Here is an 18731-nt window from a genome sequence, read left to right as displayed (position 1 = left end):
ATGCCTTGATTAGCATTAATACAGCATAAGTTTAAAACTAATCGAAAACATAGTCAACATAAAACTATAAAAATTATAATAATGAAAATAAAAAATAATCAACCCTGCATGTGCTGTATGTGCCATGTACGAAGTTGACTGACGACTGTCTGCTATAGATTCATTGTTGCCTGAATCGATTTGTAATATTACTATAGCATGATTAATTTCCAAATGAAAGCCTTTTCTTAATCGGGAATGATTCTCAATGATACTTAAAGATTTGTTAAAGCAGGCATGCTGCAGCGTGCTTCTATACTGCCGGTAGGTTAAAATTATGAGAGCAGCAACTTGAGTATCAGACAACCAGAGGTGATGGGATGAGAAGGAAACTGCTGCCGCTGTTCCTCGTCATATGTTTGGCCGCCATCATGACAGGCTGCAGCGAAAGCCGTTCATATACGATTGATCAAGTAGACATAAACGCATATGTTGAAGACAACGGTGATTTGTATGTGGAGGAGTTGTTTACATATACATTTCAAGGCGAATTCAATGGCGTGAAGCGCTTTTTGCCGGAAGATAAGACCCATCTTTTTTTTGAGGCCTATCTTGCACCGGAGGGCAAGGGACTCGGGACATTTTCATATGACTCGCTGGAGCAACTGCCCGTCGAGTACGATGAGGAAAATGAGACCTATTATATTGCGAATCGGGAGCAGGATCGTACGCAGCGATTCATCTATCGCTATCGCATCGAGAGCGCAGCGGTGCGTCATGCCGATTACGGTGAATTGAAATGGGCGTTTTTAGAGCGCAACGATCAAAAGCTTAATCAAGTCCATCTGAACATATTTTTATCAGGCGCTTTTGCCCCAGGCTCTGTGCAAGCTTTTTTGCGTGATCGCAGCGGGGGAAGGATAATCGGGATGGATAAAAGCATTCGCTACCATAACGAGGTACTTTCCGAAAATGGCGATGCAGAAATTCGCCTGTTCTTTCCATCGCGGCTGCTGGCACAAATGCCGCAGGATGAAGCCAAAGTGAATTATTCCAAGGAACTGGAAGCCGAGCAAAGCTACCAGCTCAAGCTGGGAGAGCGGATGAATCGTCTGGAGCTGGCAGATGATGTGCTGGACCATATTGCGATTGCCTTGTTTGCAGCTGCAGTGCTATTGCTGTTGTCCCCTTTAACGATTTTGGTATGGCTGCAGCGCGGAAAATATAAGCAAGCGGCAGAGCAGAGCGACCCGCTAATGGCGGCCTATCTGCTTCGCAAAGGGCGTTTGCTGAAGCGCGATTTTGCCGCAGGCCTGTTCTCTTTGCACCGCCGCGGGCTCATAACCGTTCAAGAGATCGAAATGAACGAGCGGCTATTGCATTCGAACGCGCCGGACACAACATTAAAGTTTGCTTTTACGGGCGATATTGAATCTTTGCACGAGGCTGATCAGCGCTTAGTGAGATGGTTGTTTACGAGGAGAGGGAAGAGCTGGACGTGCCGTCTCGATAATCTGGTCGGAGCGACGAAGGAAGAGCGTATTGGCGGCCGTAGGCAAGCTTACTATATAAATAAGGGCAGGCGGTTCCATAAAGGTTTTGAGCAATGGGAGGAAGCCGTAACAGAATCGGCACCGTTCAATAGCTCTATTTGGCCGAACAAGGGGCGAAAATGGGCTGTCATCGGGCTTATAATTTTTCACTGGCTGGCCGTGACCTTACTATATAAATTCGATCTTGCTTCTGCATTTGCGTTTTGGGCGGCAACTCTGGCTGCCGGCGTCTGCGGTATATTCGCAGCTTTCAAACACCGGAAGAAAAAATATGCCATTATTTATTTTTTGCTGTGCTGTGTAATTGAATCGCAAATTGTCGGGGAGGTTCCATCGGGTTCGTATGGTCTGGTTGCCCTAACGTCCATTCTGCTCGTCTTCCTTTTGCCGCAGTTCTCCATTTCATGGGAGGCGCGCTGTCTGCGGGTGGCGGTTGCCGGGCAGCGCCGGGCTTGGCACCGCAATCGTATAAATGCCGACAGGTACGAAACAGAGCAATTAGCAGAGCTGCTGGGCCATGCTTTTGTGCTTGGATACGGGGCGAAGGTGCAGCAGAAGCTTTATGTGCGTTATGGGCAAGCAGGGTCAGAAGCCGCACCTGACTCGTTAAGCTTGAATGTTGAGCCGATCATTATGTATACACAGCGTCATTTGCTAAGTTCGGGGAGGAAGGCGCGCACTGGCGATTATTATTCGAGCGGCACAAGCGCTAGCTCCAGCAGTTCAAGCAGCAGCTCGGACGGCGGCGGCACGGGTGCCTATTAGAATGTGACGGGCATAGATGGCCGGTTTAGCAAGCGGTAATTTCCTGTAAAGTGAGATTGTCATCATTATACCTTGACTTTGCTTGCCAGGTGTCGTTAACTTGGATAGGAAGGGACGATAAGTCCTAGTACAAAATTATAGAAACCAGGTGAAATCAGTGGGCGAGAACAAACGGATTTTGATGGGGGCGGACACGCCGGCTCTTAGCAACGACGTATTGGATTCGACGCAACGAGTGATTCACGAAGCGCTGACGAGACTAGGCTACAGCGAGGAATACTATGAGCTGCTGAAGGAGCCGATGCGGCTGCTGACGGTAAGGATTCCGGTACGGATGGATGACGGTCAGCTCCGGGTGTTTACAGGCTACCGGGCACAGCATAATGACGCTGTCGGCCCGACGAAGGGCGGAATTCGCTTCCACCCGAGCGTAACTGCGGAAGAGGTATCTGCTCTCTCGATCTGGATGACATTGAAATGCGGTATTTTTGACTTGCCGTACGGCGGCGGCAAAGGCGGTATTATCTGCGATCCCCGTACGATGTCTCTTGGCGAGGTAGAGCGGCTGGCGCGCGGCTATGTGCGGGCGATTAGCCAGATTGTAGGACCGAATAAAGATATTCCGGCTCCGGACGTATATACCAATGCGCAAATTATGGCTTGGATGCTGGATGAATATAGTATTTTACGGGAAAATGATTCCCCGGGATTTATTACGGGCAAGCCTATTGTGCTCGGAGGCTCCAGAGGACGCGAACGGGCTACTTCGCTTGGGGTTGCGATCGCGATTCGCGAGGCCGCGGCTTTGCAGGGAATGAGCCTGCAAGGGCTGAAGGTGTGCGTGCAGGGCTTTGGCAATGTCGGCAGCCATTTGGCCAGCATTTTGAATGAATGGGGAGCGTTGGTTGTCGGCATCAGCGACGTGCATGGCGGCATTTATGACGAGCAGGGACTCAATATTCCGGAACTGCTTGACCGCCGCGATTCCTTCGGCAGTGTTACCAGTCTGTTTGACAATCGTTTGAGCAATGACGAGTTTTTGACATTGCCATGTGATGTGCTTGTACCAGCCGCGCTGGAAAATCAATTGACGCTGGACAATGTTGCCGACATTCGCGCAAAGATGATCGTCGAAGCGGCCAATGGCCCAACCACGATCGAGGCTTCGGAGAAGCTGCACGAACGCGGCGTGCTTGTTATTCCGGACGTGCTGGCAAATGCCGGCGGCGTTACCGTCTCCTACTTCGAATGGGTGCAGAACAATCAAGGCTACTACTGGCCTGAAGAAGAAGTCAATGAGAAGCTGGAGAAGAAAATGGTTGAGGCGGTGCATAAGGTGATGGACATGGCCCAAAGCCGCAACATTACCCCGCGGTTGGCTGCATATATGGTCGGCGTGAAGAAGTTTGCTGAGGCAAGCAGGCTGCGCGGCTGGGTGTAATGAAATGATGAATGAAATAACCGCTGAAGCTTAATGGCTTTGGCGGTTATTTTTTGTGCCGGTTTGAGACCCCGGACGGACCTGAGCGGACCGTGGTTCCGTTATCTGTGAACAAAACAGCTAAAGCGGCTGACTCGCGGACCGTAGATCCGTTATTTGCCTCAAAACGTCACGAAAACCCGAAAAAGCCAGCAAATAACGGATCGTGTGTTGTCCGCGAAACCTCCGAATGAGCCGGGTTTCGACAAAATAACGGATCCTGTGTCCGCATGGCTCACAGTTGCCTGCACCTGCGACAAAAAATCGTTGTCCACAGAAAATCGATAGCCTCCGTAGATTCTTTATTTGTAGAGGTATCTCAACATAGTTGATACTTGGATGAGTGAAAAAGACCCTCAAATGTTGCAGTTTTTGCAAAAAATTGATGGCAGGAGGTAAGTATGCTCCCAATTGTTGTATGAAATGCAACAATTCGCTCCTCCAGGGGGCTTAAAGAGCGATGAATGTTGCAGAACGTACAACAATTCCGTCTAAAACGGCAGAATGTAGGTTCGAATGTTGTATTTTCTACAACAATTGGACCGTGAACCTTTCCATGTTATTACGCAATGAACGGGACTCGAGCTAGGGTACGCCTTCCTTGCACAGGCAACCTCCTCAAAAAAGCAATTTTCGGGGAGGTTGCTTTTCGTTTGCGCTTCATTTGGACAGGTGTATGTATATCCATAATGGTATATGATAGAAAGATGAAGTTGCAGTAACAGGAGATGAGTAAATGTCTAAAGTGGAAATGACGAATATGTGCATGATTTACGATAAAGAGACAGACCGCGTGCTTGTTCAGGAAAGAATCAAATCATGGAAAGGAATTACCTTTCCAGGGGGACATGTAGAAAACGGGGAAAGCATCGCAGATTCAACGATCAGAGAAGTGAAGGAAGAGACCGGACTGGATGTCAGCGATCTGGAGTTATGCGGAATCGTTCATTGGTACAATAATGAGACGGACGAGACTTATTTGGTGTTCAGCTACCGCACTACAGTCTTTAGAGGCAAGCTGATGGAGGAGACGGAGGAAGGGCGGCATTTTTGGGTCGACAAAAATGAATTGGCCTCGCTGGCACTCGCGCCCGGTTTTGGCGAGCGGCTGCCGATGTTTTTTGGGGACAAGTTTGCCGAAGGCTTCGGCGTGTGGAATGACAATTGTAAAGAGGCCATGGTATGGAAGTAGAGGAGATTAAGTCTAAAGAGCTATTTTTGAGAATAGTTCCAAATTCATAACTTTCATAATGATTTTCTTGTTTTTTCGGAAATTGGTAGCAGGAAAAAGTGTCGATTTAAACGAATGTAAAAGGTAGAAAGAAAAGTGGAAAATTGTTGCGAAATAGTAGAGAAAGTCGTATATTGAAGACGACAGACAAAGCAGATGATGACTTGAGTTCTTCAATCCTATAACAGACACCATCATGTTGAGGAATAAGGGGGAGATATCAGTCGGATACATACTTTCGCCGCGGAAATCAGATGGAGACCTTTGGAGCAGGGTATGCGAAGGACTCTGTTCGGGTAAGAGGACTATTGAAACAGGATGAAGCCGCGCTGTTGGGGAGTGGAGCTTATATTGCTAGCAGTGTGTCGATATAAATAGACAACAAATGAGACTAAAGAGATCACGCTGAATATATGGAAGCGAAGGAAGGGCGGCGGGGTATGTAGACCCCTTTGCGACGATCCTTGGGCTTAACGGGACGGGTTGCTATGATAATGGGGATGAACTTTGTTTGGTTTATGTTGTTTTCAACGATTGAAGGGTTTGCGGTGTATGCACTGACTTTGTATACGTTCAGGCTGGATTTTCGTAAATATTTCTGGCATTCGCTTGTAATTATTGAGCTGATTAATTTGCAAAACTTTTTGACGCGTGAAGAAGTGGCGTCTTTGTCATATTTGGCACCTGCCATTAACTTCCTCATCACGGTGCTGTTTTTAAGAACGATTGTAAGGATCCCTCTCTTTTGGTCACTTCTAATGACCTCAGTTGGATATGCGGCCTATATTGCGTTGCAGACAGCATTAATTACCATATTCTTTTCAGTTGAAGAAGTTCAGAGTATTCCAGTTAAAGGCTATACACTTCAATTCTTAACGGGTGTGCTAGGTGTACTTATTGGATGGGGGTTATATAGACAAGGTATAGGTTTTACTTTCGATTTTGAGAGACTTCGAATAAAGTGGGAGCATATATTAGTCATAGTCCTTATTATTGTATTTATTTTTTTCCTAACATTAATGATGTATTCCCTGAATGTTTTTGGTGGATTAATAGGTTTTTTGATCTGTCTGATTGTTTTCCTTTTCTATTCTATTAGAAAGGAGACAATCGAAAGTTGATTAACTCCTTGGCAAATATTTTGGCGATCAGAATCAAGTCAAAGGTACCAGAACATCCAGCTAGTGTTGCAGTTTTGCAATACTCTCTTTTATTTATTTTAAACTCCTTATCGATTATTGTTTTAACAATGTGTATTTCGTTATTTACGGGCAAAATTTTTGAAACTTTCGTGGCTTTAACCGCTTTTGCTGTTTTGAGGCAAGTATCTGGCGGATATCATTTGAAATCGGGACTATTATGTATTATTATATCAACAACGGTAATCGTTTTGTTATCATTTACTGATTGCAACTCAACTGTAACGATGAGCTTAAATATAGCTTCGGCAATACTAGTCCTTATGTTTGCACCATCAAGAATCGAACGCCAGACTAGAATTCCGGCTCGTTATTTTCCATTGCTCAAAGTTATGGCGTTGTGTTTAATAATTATTAGCGGTGTTATTTCCTATCCTGTTCTAGCTATGACGTTTTTTGCACAATCATTGACGCTGATTCGGATAGGGAGGTGATCAGGGTGACAAAACGGCTTTATTCATTCATCGCAACCGCACTTGCAGCGGCGGCTGTCTTGGTCGTATCCACAGCTAGTTGGGGATGGGTTCATCAGCCCGAGACTCCAGAGGAGCTGCTTAAGTAAATTTTTTAGGGGATGGTCAAAAGATGCAGGAATGCAATCATTTGTCTGTCACGCTCGATATTGACGGGAACCAAGGGCTAGAGCTTGTAGAAATTCGTGACATCACTTACTTCGAGTATGACAGTATTATCAATCGAATAATTGTTCATACTTTGGACAAGCACTATTACACGATGGGAACGTTGAAATATTTTGTAGAATCGCTGAATAGCAGCGGATTCAATTTCAAACTGGTCGATCGTAATAATGCGGCCAATATTGATAACGTCGTCTATATGGACAATTCAACCAAAATGGCTTATTTTGAATGGCCGGTTACGAAGCATTCAAAAGGCTGTACATTTTCTCGCAAACACTTTGCAGAAGTTGAGGGTCAGCTTTCAGGTAAAGGACAAATCAGTTTCGCATAGTAAAACGTGAAACCACCGTCGAAGAGGCGGTGGTTTTTTATCGTTCATTTTATAGAATTTATAAAATTTCGGCTGGTGTGGTCTTATCTGGGCGGGCGTAACTCCCTAGCGTAGGAGAATTTCAAGTGTTTTCTTAGCCAAGTGGACACACGATCCGCTATTTTGTCGAATACCGACCCATTCAGAGGTTTCGCGGACACAGGATACACAGGATCCGTTATTTGCTGGTTTTGCCGGGTTTTCGCGGCGTTTTGAGATCAATAACGGATCTACGGTCTGCGAGGAAGTCGTTTTGGCAGGTTTGTTCACAGATAACGGATCGAGTCCGCTCAGGTCCGCTTCGTTCGTGATGAACGAATGCTAACGGATGTCGCGGCCGCTATTTGCGAAAAATCGACTGATCTGAAATTGTAACGGAACTGAGCGCCGCTATTTGATGGTCATGCGCACGATTTCGCAAGAAAACGCCAAATTAAGACCGCCCACTTCCGTTAGATTTTAAAAAATGGGAATTATTGGAGAAATAACGTCTGTGGCTTCCGTAAGATGAAACGGGGCTCAACCCAGGCTAACACCCTGACCTCCGCCTGCCGGTAACACATGCCATAGGGCGTCGTCAGTCGTTTTTCTCATTAAAGTGAACGATTGAGGCTCTTCCATTTTCGGTAACACATGACTCTCGTTCATGGCTTATTTCTCATCTGCTTTTTCAAAATAAACGATTTCACGTAATCGGATGTGATGCGTTTTTCCATGAACTGAAAGAGCTACGTGATCAATAAAAACATCGTCCAGAGTGCCTACCAATTTACCGACAGTTGTCGTGATGCTAACCATTAACCCTTTGTGTTGGATCAAATGCTGGGTGAATGTGGGTTCCACAGCTGTTGTGTACGTAATATTTTTGGGCAATACCAGAGCTTCCTTGCGCTGTACGTCTTCATTCCGATAATATTGCGGGGCTGGGAATGGGGCATAGGTTTGCGGATAGCCATAGTACACAGGTATATTCATATGTTGCATACTCCTTTGTCATAAATTGAAAACATATCTATAACATATGACAAATACCTATGTGGTGTTCCAATGAGTGGAGAAAAACCCTCCGCTGGCTTCGGCTGGCGGGGGGTTATTGCTATTATATTTATAAAATTTCGGCTGGTGGCGACCGAAACTGGGGGCTCACTAGCGTATAAAGACGTGAAGTGTTTTGTTAAGCCAAGTGGAGCATGTTCGAGTCATTTCTTTTTACGGTAGGCGGAAGGAGATTGGCCTTCCCAATTGCGGAACGTTCGGCTGAAGGCGTGAATGCTCTGAAATCCGAGCTCGTCGGCGATCTGCGTCAGGGATTGGCCGGTAAACTGGATCATCTGCTTGGCCTTCTCCAGACGGATGGAGACGTGGTATTGGATCGGCGTCATGCCGTACGCTTTTTTGAACAACCGGCATAGGTAATATTTGCTCATGTTGGCCAGAGCGGCCAGCTCATCCAGCGTCAAATCGTGAGCGATATGATGCGCCAGGTAATTTTTGACCCGATCGAGCTGCTCCCAGTTAGAATGAAGATGCGCGTTGTGCTGCCAATGAATTTCCCGCAATAGCAGCACCCACAACTGAATGAACAGTCCTTTCGCGGTCGTTTCGTAATAAGGGAATTTGCGATCGAACTCGAAAATGATCTCTTGAATCAGCTGTTCGATGACGCCGGGTTTGTTCAAGCGGATGTGATTGGGCAGCGGATCGTCCATCTCCGTAAGTATGTCCGGACGAATCCAATGCTTTTCCTGCTCGGTCAGCAAAGAATACGGCTTGAACGACACTTTGACCTCCGGGCTGTCCGGTTGGTAAAAGAGATCGAAGTGCAGATGGGGCTGCCGGAGAGGTTTGCCGTTCAGCAGGTAGATGGAGTGGACCTGATTCGGCTTGAACAGGAACAAATCTCCCGGGACCCCATGATACTTATTGTCCTCCACGGTAACCTCGCATTCCCCTTCCTTCACGAACATAAGCTCATAGTCGAAAATAATCCTCTCGGTAATGTTCACCGGAGGATAGATGGTGCTGTCCCAGGCCACGCGAATGTACGGGGAGAGAGAGTTCAAGTCCATATCCAGTCCTCCTCCTTCGCTCCTCAATTATGCATGCGGTCGATCGGCCGCTATCATCAGCGCCACATCCCGCGCTGAAGCTGCATGCGATTCGAATAGAGCAATTTGGGTTAAATATCTCATCGATTTAGCTAAAGAATATTTCGAATTCCTCTTATAAAATAACAGTTGTAAGCGCTGTTCTCATTATAAGCATTTCGGTCTCGTACGACAATATTCGTATATTTCAGGTGAGGGTCACGATTGGATTCACTTTGTTTCGCGCTGGTCGTCAACAGACGGAAATGCGCAATCATCGACAAAAGGAGCTGCAGCAGATGCACATTTCACAACAACTTTCCTCCTTGAGCCTGGCGAGAACGGGCAGACGAAAACGGGAGTCTAGCTATGATCGGTCGGGAGGAAACAAGGATTACTTTTCGATCTTTCCGGGAGAAAATAAGACGATCTGCCAGATTCAGGGCGCAGGAGCGATCACGCATATTTGGATGACGATGGCGACGGATGGCCCACGGGAGGAAGAGTATTTACCCCGCAAGATCATCCTGCGAATGTATTGGGACAACGAGCCTGAACCGAGTGTGGAAGCGCCTATCGGGGATTTCTTCGGCATGGGTCACGGGGTAACGCGGAACTTCACGTCCGCCGCGCTGATGATGAGTCCGGAAGACGGCAAAGCGTTCAACTGCTTTTTCCGGATGCCTTACGCGACCGAAGCCAGAATCGAAGTCGAAAGCGAAACGGACGAAGCGATCAAATTCTACTTTTATATCGATTATGAAGAGTATGACCGGCTGCCGGAAGACGAACTCCGGTTTCATGCCCAGTGGCGCAGGGAGTGCCCGACGGATGGCGTTCCGGATCAAGGGATGGACAACGCGTATTTCGAATTCGGCGGGAAAAATGTGACCGGGGACGGGAATTACGTCATTTTGGAGGCGGAAGGCAGAGGCCACTACGTCGGCTGCAATTTCAACGTTCATAATCTGCGCGAGACGCGGGAGTGGAACTGGTACGGAGAGGGGGACGACATGATTTTCATCGATGGTGAGTCCTGGCCGCCTGCGATTCACGGTACGGGTATGGAAGACTATTTCAATACCGCGTGGTGCCCGCAGCAGGAAGTATGCACACCCTATCACGGCATCATTATGGGCGGCGGATGGAACTGGAGCGGCAAAATTTCGACGTACCGCTATCACATTCTCGATCCGATCATGTTCGAGAAGAGCATCCGGGTGACGATCGAGCACGGCCATAATAACCACAGAAGCGACGACGTGTCCTCGACGGCGTATTGGTACCAGGAAGAGCCGCATCGCCCGAACCGCCCGTTGCCGAAGGTCGCCGAAAGGATGCCGCTTTCCGACCTTAAACCATTCGATGATACGAGCATTAAACGTATTTTCGGGCATTTAAATCCATGATCAGGAGACGTGAAGGAGAGGAGGGGGGCTTTTGACAAAATCGTCGGGCATTACCGTTATGGCTATCACAGTTCTCCTCGCCCTGGTCTCGTGCTCGGGCGAGCAGAAACCGAACCCGATGCTGGAGGCGAAGGACAAGGAATTCATTCTGAAAGGCATATCGGATCTTACGCAGGTGGGGCAGCTGACCGGGGCGGATTCCCCGAACAAGACGGATCGCTTCGGCGTGTACGGCACGGATCTTGGCTCCATGATCAACGCGGATGATCGGACGTATTTCGTGTTCGGGGACACGTTCGGCGAACGGCCTGCGGGTATGACCGGCGGAGGGGGCAGCTTCTGGCGTTCCAATACGATCGCGTATGCGACCGATCAAGATCCCTCCGACGGAATTTCCTTCGACGGCATGATTGTCGACGAGCTCGGGCTTGCCAAGGAACTGCTGCCGTCCGCCAAAGTTGATTACGATGAAATGACCAAAATTCCGACGCACGGCTTATACGCGAACGGCGCTCTCTATCTCTATTACATGTCGGTCAATCACTGGGGAGATCCGGGCCGCTGGGATGCCAATTACGCAAGCGTGGCCAAGTCTACGGATCAAGGACAGAACTGGACTTTGCTGGATAACGTGAAATGGCCGGGCGACAGCAACTTCATTCAGGTGAGCCCTTATAAGGTGCAAGACGGCGATAACCCGCCTGAAATCTATTTCTGGTGCATTCCTTCCGGCCGTTTCGGCGGCGTGCAAGTGATGAAGGTCGCCGAGAACGACGTGGAGAAACCGGCGAAATACCGCTACTTCGCAGGAACGGACGATAAGGGGGCCCCGGTCTGGATTGAGGATCCGGCCCAAGCCAAGACGGTGGTGGAGGATTCGGTCGGCGAGTTGTCGGTCGTCTGGAATCCATATTTGGAGCGCTGGCTGATGACTTATCTCAACGAAGGCAACGGGGTCGTGATCCGCGAAGGATTTACCCCATGGGGACCATGGGGCGATAAGCTTGAACTGGTCAGTCCGGCCGATTATCCCGGTCTGTACGCTCCTTTCATGAACGACCGGTATACGGCCGACGGCGGCAAAACCATTTACTTCGCGTTATCCTTGTGGGATCCCTATAACGTCTTTTGGTTCAAGGCTTCGTTAATAAAATGAAAGCGTATCCATTTTTCATTCGCTTTAAGCACTTCTGCGTTTAAATAGCATGATTAAACAAAGGGAGGATTCATTCATGCAAGGAAAATGGGGAAAGTCAAAGCCATACACGGCCCTGTTATCGGCGCTTGTCATCATGGCGCTGACGGCAGCGGGATGCGGCGGAAATGGCGACAAAGGTACGAATGGTACGAATGCCAGCCCTGCCGCCAGCGGCGGCAACAGCGAGAACGGTTCGCCAAGCAAGGGTGCCGAGCCTTCGGCATCCGAAAGCGATACCCCCGCCGAGAAGGTCAAACTCGAATTCTGGGCGCAGAAATTTGAGGACACCACAGACGCTTGGTTCAAGAAATGGACGGAAGAATTCAACAAAACTCATGAGAACGTCGAAGTGAAGCTGACGATCGTCCCCGGAGACGCTTGGGCGCAGAAGATGAAAGCCGCGCAGGCCGCGGGCAAAGCGCCCGACATTACGACGATGAGCTACGGCAACATCGCGAACGCCGCCAAGCTGGAACAGATTTTACCTCTGAACGATCTGATGGATTCAGCCGTTTTCAACGATTTGTATGACAACGTTAAAGAGTTCGTTACGGTAAACGGCAAGTACTATGCATATCCGAAGCTGGTAGAGCCGTCCGCGGTGCTCTTCTACCGGAAAGACATGTTCCAGGATGCTGGACTGGATCCGGAGAAGCCGCCGGCCACTTGGGCGGAAGTGCTGGAGTACGGCAAGAAGCTGACGAAGAAAGGCGTGTTCGGTTTCTCGATCGCGCAGAACGCCGCAGATCTGGGGTGGTCCAGCTGGGGCTTGCAATATAATGCCGCGGGCCACTTGGCGATAACGGACGACTGGTCCAAGGCGGATATCAATAACGAAGGCTACAAGAACCTGTTCAATTTCTATCAGCAGGCCTACCAGTCGGGGATTATGCCGAAGCAGCAGCTCGCGCCGTACACGGAGATCAAGCCGCTCGGCGAAGGCAAAGTTGCGATGCAGGTTATCGGATCATGGGCGATCGGCCAGTTGCGCAACAGCTATAAGAACGTCCTGGACAAAGTGGGCGTAGCGCCGATGGCCTCGATCGACGGCGAACAGACGAAACCGACGGCCACGCTCGGCGGATGGACGCTGGTCGTCGACGGCAAATCCAAGCATCCGAAAGAAGCCGCCTCTTATATTTCGTACTTGATCGCCGGCGATGCGAACATTATGATCGACTTCTTCAAGGGCGCCCAATTTTCCAAATTCTCCGCGCGCAAATCCGTCGATGAGGCGATGAAAGCCGACGCGGACGCTTCCAAGGACGCTTGGCGCGCGTTGATCGCCGAGAAGGTCATCCCATACGCGAAGGCAGAGCCGATCTATCCGTGGGATATCAGCTTCGCGCTCTCCAGCGGGATCGAGGCGGCGATGAAAGGCGCCAGCGTGGATAAAGCGATCGAGAAGGCGGAAAAAGACATCAACGACTTTATCACGAAATCCAAACTGGCCGGCACGAATCCGAAGTCTTAACGTCCGGGCGGCATCCGGGGGCGGCCTATCGTCCCCGGATTGTTGTCCGCATCTTGACCAATGGTGGTGAGCGCGAAGGATGAAAAAAAATTTCCGGCAGGACAACAAGACGGCTTATCTCCTTTTATCGCCGATCGTCGTTCTGCTTACGATTTTCGTCGTCATCCCTTTTATCTATGCAATCAAAGTCAGCTTCTACAACTGGAGCTTCTATCAAGAGTCGACCTTTGTCGGGTTCCAGAACTTCTACATGGTCATTACGGACCGGCTGTTCGGAGAGGCGGTCTGGGTCGGGCTCAAATTCGCGTTTATGGTCGTCCCGGCGATGCTTGTCCTCTCTTTCCTGTTCGCGAACGTCGTCAAGAACCTGGGGCCGAAGTTTTCCGGGATCGTCAAGACGTCCATCTACATCCCGACCGTCATCTCGGGCATTATCGCGTCCGTTATTTTCGTTTTTATTTACGATTACATGGGCGGCTTGGCCAACTACGTGATCGGATGGTTCGGTTACGAACCGCAAGCCTGGCTGGCGGAGGTCTCGACGGCGCTTCCGAGCATCGCCGCTCCGGCGATCTGGTTGGGGTTCGGTTTTACGTCGCTGATTATGCTGGCCGGGCTGCACGACATCCCGGAAAGCTATTACGAAGCGGCGGATCTTGAAGGGGCCGGTCCGTTCAAGAAGATGTGGTACATTACAATTCCGCTCATGCGCAACGTGATCCTGTACTTGCTCGTCACCGGCTTTATCGCGCAAGTCTCGCAATTCGAGCTTTCACTGGTCATGACGAACGGCGGCCCGCTCAGCGAGACGACGACGCCGAACCTGTACATTCTTAATCACTTCCGCAACGACGTGATGGTCGGCAATTCGATCGCGGCATCGCTGCTGCTGTTCATCGTGCTTGGCAGCATTTCCGCCATCATCTTCCGGGTGCTGAATTCGGAAAAAGCGGTAGACGGTTAATCGACGGGAGGAGGAGATGGACATGAGAACGCAAAAGTTGCAAAAAACGACGCTTACGATCATTGCGGGCGCGGTGACCTTGCTCGCGCTGTTTCCGTTATTATGGGTCGTCATTGCCGGTTTCAAGGAAAAAACCGAAGTGCTGTCGACACCCTTCCGCTTTTTTCCCAAGCAATGGCTCTTGACCAACTATACGGACATTCTCGGCGATTCGACGTTCTTGAAGTCGATGGGAGTGACGTTCGGGGGAGCGATCCTGTTCGCCGCTCTCAGCCTGCTCGTCAACGCCACGGCGGCATACGCGTTCGCCAGATTGGAATTTCGCTTTAAAGGTTTTCTGTGGGTCTACGTCATCATGACGATGTTCATCCCCGGAATGGCGATTCTGCTGACGTCCTTTATCGTCGTGGACAAAATGGGGATGCTCGATACGCTCGCGGTCCTCGTTCTTCCGGGCGTCGCATCCGCCGGGCATATGTTTTTCATTCGGCAATTTTATCTCAACATTCCGCTAGCGTTGGAGGAAGCGGCGTTGATCGATGGAGCGGGCCGGATCCGGATTTTCACGAGTGTTTTTCTTCCGATGTCGTTCCCCGTCTTCGTCATCGTGGGAATTGGCTCGTATCTGGCTTATTGGAACTCGTTCATCTGGCCGACGATGACGATCACGAACCCCGATCTCTATCAGATCATGCAGTACTTGTACAATTTCCGCTCCGAGCGCGTCACCGAGCTCGGCATGCTGATGGCGGGGTCCGCTTTGACGGCGCTTCCTACGATCGTTTTGTTCCTGATTTTCCAGAAGTACATTATCTCGGGCATCAAGATATCGGGGCTGAAATGAGAGCCGAAGCGGCCTTGTACGACTTGAGCGCTTAGGGACCGTATTTGCGTATTGGACTCGTAATTCCAGAGTGATATACTGGGGACAACGAGGACAAAGGCGGGAAAAATCATGTTTTATTCCATCCGAACCCAATTGATCGCGATTATCGTCCTGCTGATCGTTCCGTTCGTGCTGATGGGCTTTTTTTTCTGGCAGCAAGCGGCAGCGGCGCTAAGGGAATCGATCGAGACGACGACCGTTCAAGCGATGAACCAGTATGCCGATTTCGTGGAAAGCACCACCTCGCAAATCATGAATGCCGCCAATCAAGTTTTGCGGAGCGATATGACGCAGGATTGGATTCGGTCAAGGAATGAGGGCACGGACGGGAACGATAAAATTCAACAAAACTATCGGATGAGAAAATATTTCGACTCCGTCGTCAGCAACAACTCCTTTATTTTATCGGTGAATGTGTTTGACGGAGATTGGGACATCTGGAATTTGGAAGGAGACGGCTTTCTTCGAAGCGATTGGTATGCGAATTTTCGGCAGAAAGGACTTCACTGGACCGGTTCCCATATCGACGACAGGCAGAATGGAAGTTATTTGAACAGCCAGAAAGTGAACGCCTTGGTGTATCCGTTAGCCGACCTGCTAAACCTGCGTGAGGCAGGCCTATTGAAAATAAACGTAAAAACCTCCACGCTGCAAGAGCCGCTGGATAAGCTGACCTTGGGCAAGACGGGAAAAGCGTACCTGCTTGCTCCGGACGGCACCCCGATTCTCGATCAGCAGCCGGGCCAGCTTCCCGATACGCTGCTAACGCGGATCCGGTCCCTGAATACTGAAGGAACCGCTGGCACGCGAATTTTCAGGGATACGGAGCGTAACTTGATCTACTTCTATCAACGAATGGAGACGACCGGCTGGATTGTCGCGGGCACGGTCTCGGAGAAGGAACTGTTTCAGGAAATCACCCGCGCCAGGCAGAATGTCATTCTGGTCGCCGCCATTCTGTTCGTTATCGCCATCTCGCTGACATTCTGGTTCTCGTCGCGGATCGCGGGCCCGATCTCCCGCATCGTGCGTTCCATGAGGTTCGTCGAGGAGGGGGATTTTCTCAAGGGAAACGCCGTTATGACGAAGAAGAAAATCAAGCAAAATGAAATCGGTTTCTTGACGGCCAATTACTTGAACATGGTGGAGCGTCTGAAAATGTATATCGAAACCGAATACACGCAAAATTTGCGCAGGCGCAACGCGGAATACAAAGCGCTGCTGCTGCAGATCAATCCCCATTTTCTGAACAACACGCTGGAAGTGATTACGTCGTTGGCTGCGCAAGGACGGAATGAAGACATCGAGCAAGTCGTGAACGACCTTAGCCTGATGCTAAGATCATCGCTTCGCTTGGATTCCGAGCTGATCTCTATTCGCGACGAGATCACAACGATCCGTGCGTTTACGTCGATTCTCTCGATCTGTTACGGAAGCCGCGTTCGCTTCGAAATCGACGACCGCGTCGGCGGCACGGTCCAAATCCCGAAGCTTCTGCTCCAGCCGTTAATCGAGAATGCCGTGAAATACAGCGTGGGCATCGTAGAAGTCGCCGTCGTCTCGATCGTCATTCGGGAGTCGTTCGAAGAGTTGAACGTTGTCATCAAGGATAACGGCATCGGCATGCCGGAAGAAGCGCTGAAAGATTTAAAGCCGGCGGTCGAAATGAATTTTGCGCAGGAAGCGCTCGATATCGGTGAGAAAGGGATCGGCATCAAGAACGTGATCGCGCGCGGCCGGATCTATTACGGTCCGCGATTTGTCTTCGAGATCCGGACGGCCGCCAATCAGGGGACGGAAATCGCGATGACGATGCCCATCGGGAGGTGAGCGCCTTGTATGACCTAATGATCGTTGATGATTCAGCGGAGATTAGAACGGGACTGAAGCTGAAGCTGAATTGGCGGGAATACGGATTCCGCGTAGCGGCCGAAGCGGCGGACGGAGCGCAGGCGCTCGAAGCGCTTCAGGCGAGAAGAGTCTCTCTGCTGATTACGGATATCCGCATGCCGGTCATGGACGGTTTGGAGCTGCTTCAACAATGTGCCATTCGTTTCCCGGAGATGAAGACGATCGTGTTGTCCGGTTACGACGATTTTCCGCTGGTGCAGACCGCCATTCGCAAAGGCGCCAGAGACTACCTCCTGAAGCCCGTCATCAAGTCGGAGCTCGCCGCCGCGCTGACGAAACTGAAGAAAGAACTGGATAACGAGAAGGAGCGGGCTTTGACGCGGATCGTTCAAGGAAAGCTGCCGGAGGCGGAAGCGGCGGCGCTGGCAGCCGCCTACGGGATGGCGGAATGGGCGTTCGACGGCGGTCCCGTCCGTTTCGTGACTGCGGAAATGCGCGTACCCGCGGCCAGGTTGGCGGCCGATCAAGCCGGTCAAGGTTCGTTTAACGAAGCTTACCGTCTGCTGATGCTGGAAATCGCCGCTCAATGGGAAGACCACATTGCGGGCTTCAGAGATGCCGGCCGGCCAGACCGGATGCATTATCTCGTCCATGCGGACCGTTCTTCCGGATGCGCGAACGAGGATGAACTTCTCAAACGGTTCATCGCGGACGTCAGGGATAAAGTAAACCGGTTCCTGCAAGTCGAGCTTGTGCTCGGCATCAGCCAACCCGTGTCGGAATTGGCCGCTTGGAAAAGCGGCCTGGAATCGAGCTTGCTGTCTCTGAGCAGAAGCAAGCCCGATCAAGTCTCCCAGACGATCTTCGGCGGCGAGCGGGAGGAGAAAGAAGGGCTGTCGCACGGGCTTCTGAGAAGGTTCGTCGTGGCGATCGAGAGCGCGGACGAAGGCGAGGCGCTGCAAGCTCTCGAAGAGATCTCGGATAACGGTAAACGGGCTTCTATGCAAGCCTTCTCTTTTTTTCTTCTGGAGCTCTGCTTAGCGATGGACGAACTGATCCGTAAATTCGATATCAAGGAGATCGACCTGCACCTCATGCTGTGGCCGTACATCAATTCCGCATGGGGTTGCGATTCGATCGACCAAGTGATCTGCCATCTTCGGGACCTTGCCCTGCGGGCCGTTTCGCACCTCAAGCGCTATAAGAGCAAAGGCCGGGAAGAGGCGATCGACGCCATTCGCAAATATATTCTCGAGCACTACGGAGAAGAGCTGACACTGTCCGCAATCGCGGAGCAGTTCCATTATAACGTCGCTTATTTGTCTGATTTGTTCCACAAGCAGACCGGCAAAACCTTCAGCGACTTTTTACTCGAGGCGCGGATGGAACGTGCGTCGGAACTGCTGCGGGATAGCGCCTTGAGAATCGCGAGCGTAGCCGAGCTTGCCGGATTCTCCAGTTCGGCTTATTTCAGCAACGTGTTCAAAGGCTATTACGGGGTGGGCCCCAACGAATACCGCAAGAGATTTGCCCGTTCCTGAAGCGGCAATCCAAAAATATTACATCTCATCATCCAAAACGGCTGCATATCGGGATGAGCCGAGTCGTGGTATCCTGAACTCATCTTCATCACTCTCCATTAAA

Annotated in this window: 16 protein-coding genes; 14 read left to right on the top strand and 2 right to left on the bottom strand. The window is 50.3% G+C overall.

The window, feature by feature from the left end:
• Positions 1–359 precede the first annotated feature (359 nt).
• The 7 genes from ACFQ0N_RS12500 (at position 360) to ACFQ0N_RS12470 (ending at position 7179) form a co-directional block, all read left to right on the top strand.
• Entirely contained in the window at positions 360–2297 is a 1938-nt protein-coding gene (locus tag ACFQ0N_RS12500) for a DUF2207 domain-containing protein (RefSeq protein ID WP_379326433.1), read from the top strand.
• 181 nt (positions 2298–2478) lie between these two features.
• Positions 2479–3738, top strand: coding sequence for a Glu/Leu/Phe/Val family dehydrogenase (locus tag ACFQ0N_RS12495; protein WP_379326664.1), 1260 nt, complete (start codon positions 2479–2481; stop codon positions 3736–3738).
• Between the two features lie 775 nt (positions 3739–4513).
• A complete protein-coding gene (locus ACFQ0N_RS12490) occupies positions 4514–4969 on the top strand; it encodes an 8-oxo-dGTP diphosphatase (protein ID WP_379326431.1) in 456 nt (151 codons plus the stop codon).
• A 533-nt stretch (positions 4970–5502) separates the two neighbouring features.
• Complete coding sequence (locus ACFQ0N_RS12485; RefSeq protein ID WP_379326429.1) at positions 5503–6129, top strand: hypothetical protein; 627 nt, start codon at positions 5503–5505, stop codon at positions 6127–6129.
• Positions 6126–6641, top strand: coding sequence for an accessory gene regulator ArgB-like protein (locus ACFQ0N_RS12480; protein ID WP_379326427.1), 516 nt, complete (start codon positions 6126–6128; stop codon positions 6639–6641). Before ACFQ0N_RS12485 ends, ACFQ0N_RS12480 begins: the two co-directional genes overlap by 4 nt.
• 5 nt (positions 6642–6646) lie before the next feature.
• Entirely contained in the window at positions 6647–6769 is a 123-nt protein-coding gene (locus ACFQ0N_RS12475; RefSeq protein ID WP_379326425.1) for a cyclic lactone autoinducer peptide, read from the top strand.
• Positions 6770–6792: 23 nt separating this feature from the next.
• Positions 6793–7179 (top strand): LytTR family DNA-binding domain-containing protein, encoded by a 387-nt coding sequence (locus tag ACFQ0N_RS12470; protein WP_379326423.1) that lies wholly within the window; start codon positions 6793–6795, stop codon positions 7177–7179.
• 690 nt (positions 7180–7869) lie between these two features.
• Here the strand turns inward: ACFQ0N_RS12470 and ACFQ0N_RS12465 are convergent.
• The gene (locus tag ACFQ0N_RS12465) at positions 7870–8193 is read right to left on the bottom strand and encodes a DUF2642 domain-containing protein (protein WP_379326421.1); all 324 of its coding nucleotides are present in this window, start codon (positions 8191–8193) and stop codon (positions 7870–7872) included.
• Positions 8194–8417: 224 nt separating this feature from the next.
• Positions 8418–9287 carry an AraC family transcriptional regulator gene (locus tag ACFQ0N_RS12460; protein ID WP_379326419.1) on the bottom strand — a complete coding sequence of 290 codons (870 nt, stop codon included), beginning with the start codon at positions 9285–9287 and terminating at the stop codon, positions 8418–8420.
• 317 nt (positions 9288–9604) lie between these two features.
• On the opposite strand from ACFQ0N_RS12460, the gene ACFQ0N_RS12455 reads away from it, so the two are divergent.
• The 7 genes from ACFQ0N_RS12455 (at position 9605) to ACFQ0N_RS12425 (ending at position 18628) form a co-directional block, all read left to right on the top strand.
• Complete coding sequence (locus ACFQ0N_RS12455; protein WP_379326417.1) at positions 9605–10714, top strand: glycoside hydrolase family 172 protein; 1110 nt, start codon at positions 9605–9607, stop codon at positions 10712–10714.
• Positions 10715–10745: 31 nt separating this feature from the next.
• The gene (locus tag ACFQ0N_RS12450; RefSeq protein ID WP_379326415.1) at positions 10746–11870 is read left to right on the top strand and encodes a glycoside hydrolase family 183 protein; all 1125 of its coding nucleotides are present in this window, start codon (positions 10746–10748) and stop codon (positions 11868–11870) included.
• Between the two features lie 76 nt (positions 11871–11946).
• Positions 11947–13386, top strand: coding sequence for an ABC transporter substrate-binding protein (locus ACFQ0N_RS12445; RefSeq protein WP_379326413.1), 1440 nt, complete (start codon positions 11947–11949; stop codon positions 13384–13386).
• 79 nt (positions 13387–13465) lie between these two features.
• Positions 13466–14350, top strand: coding sequence for a carbohydrate ABC transporter permease (locus ACFQ0N_RS12440; RefSeq protein ID WP_379326411.1), 885 nt, complete (start codon positions 13466–13468; stop codon positions 14348–14350).
• A 22-nt stretch (positions 14351–14372) separates the two neighbouring features.
• Complete coding sequence (locus tag ACFQ0N_RS12435; RefSeq protein WP_379326409.1) at positions 14373–15194, top strand: carbohydrate ABC transporter permease; 822 nt, start codon at positions 14373–14375, stop codon at positions 15192–15194.
• Between the two features lie 111 nt (positions 15195–15305).
• Positions 15306–17066, top strand: a complete 1761-nt coding sequence (locus tag ACFQ0N_RS12430) for a sensor histidine kinase (RefSeq protein ID WP_379326407.1) — start codon at positions 15306–15308, stop codon at positions 17064–17066.
• A gap of 5 nt (positions 17067–17071) precedes the next feature.
• Positions 17072–18628: a response regulator transcription factor gene (locus ACFQ0N_RS12425; RefSeq protein WP_379326405.1), complete on the top strand. Its 1557-nt coding sequence runs from the start codon at positions 17072–17074 to the stop codon at positions 18626–18628.
• The last annotated feature ends 103 nt before the right edge of the window (positions 18629–18731 follow it).

This window comes from Paenibacillus sp. GCM10027626, assembly GCF_042676285.1.
In the GTDB taxonomy this organism is placed as follows: domain Bacteria; phylum Bacillota; class Bacilli; order Paenibacillales; family Paenibacillaceae; genus Paenibacillus_Z.
The sequence above is the reverse complement of the archived record's forward strand: the minus strand, read 5'-3'. Positions and strand labels throughout refer to the sequence as shown.

What these genes read in the sequence shown, in the direction of transcription:
- ACFQ0N_RS12495 (WP_379326664.1), top strand. Translation starts at nt 2,479, where the DNA reads ATGGGGGCGGACACGCCGGCTCTTAGCAACGACGTATTGGATTCGACG.
- ACFQ0N_RS12485 (WP_379326429.1), top strand. Translation starts at nt 5,503, where the DNA reads ATGGGGATGAACTTTGTTTGGTTTATGTTGTTTTCAACGATTGAAGGG.
- ACFQ0N_RS12470 (WP_379326423.1), top strand. Translation starts at nt 6,793, where the DNA reads ATGCAGGAATGCAATCATTTGTCTGTCACGCTCGATATTGACGGGAAC.
- ACFQ0N_RS12445 (WP_379326413.1), top strand. Translation starts at nt 11,947, where the DNA reads ATGCAAGGAAAATGGGGAAAGTCAAAGCCATACACGGCCCTGTTATCG.
- ACFQ0N_RS12440 (WP_379326411.1), top strand. Translation starts at nt 13,466, where the DNA reads ATGAAAAAAAATTTCCGGCAGGACAACAAGACGGCTTATCTCCTTTTA.
- ACFQ0N_RS12455 (WP_379326417.1), top strand. Translation starts at nt 9,605, where the DNA reads ATGCACATTTCACAACAACTTTCCTCCTTGAGCCTGGCGAGAACGGGC.
- ACFQ0N_RS12500 (WP_379326433.1), top strand. Translation starts at nt 360, where the DNA reads ATGAGAAGGAAACTGCTGCCGCTGTTCCTCGTCATATGTTTGGCCGCC.
- ACFQ0N_RS12460 (WP_379326419.1), bottom strand. Translation starts at nt 9,287, where the DNA reads ATGGACTTGAACTCTCTCTCCCCGTACATTCGCGTGGCCTGGGACAGC.
- ACFQ0N_RS12430 (WP_379326407.1), top strand. Translation starts at nt 15,306, where the DNA reads ATGTTTTATTCCATCCGAACCCAATTGATCGCGATTATCGTCCTGCTG.
- ACFQ0N_RS12465 (WP_379326421.1), bottom strand. Translation starts at nt 8,193, where the DNA reads ATGAATATACCTGTGTACTATGGCTATCCGCAAACCTATGCCCCATTC.
- ACFQ0N_RS12490 (WP_379326431.1), top strand. Translation starts at nt 4,514, where the DNA reads ATGTCTAAAGTGGAAATGACGAATATGTGCATGATTTACGATAAAGAG.
- ACFQ0N_RS12435 (WP_379326409.1), top strand. Translation starts at nt 14,373, where the DNA reads ATGAGAACGCAAAAGTTGCAAAAAACGACGCTTACGATCATTGCGGGC.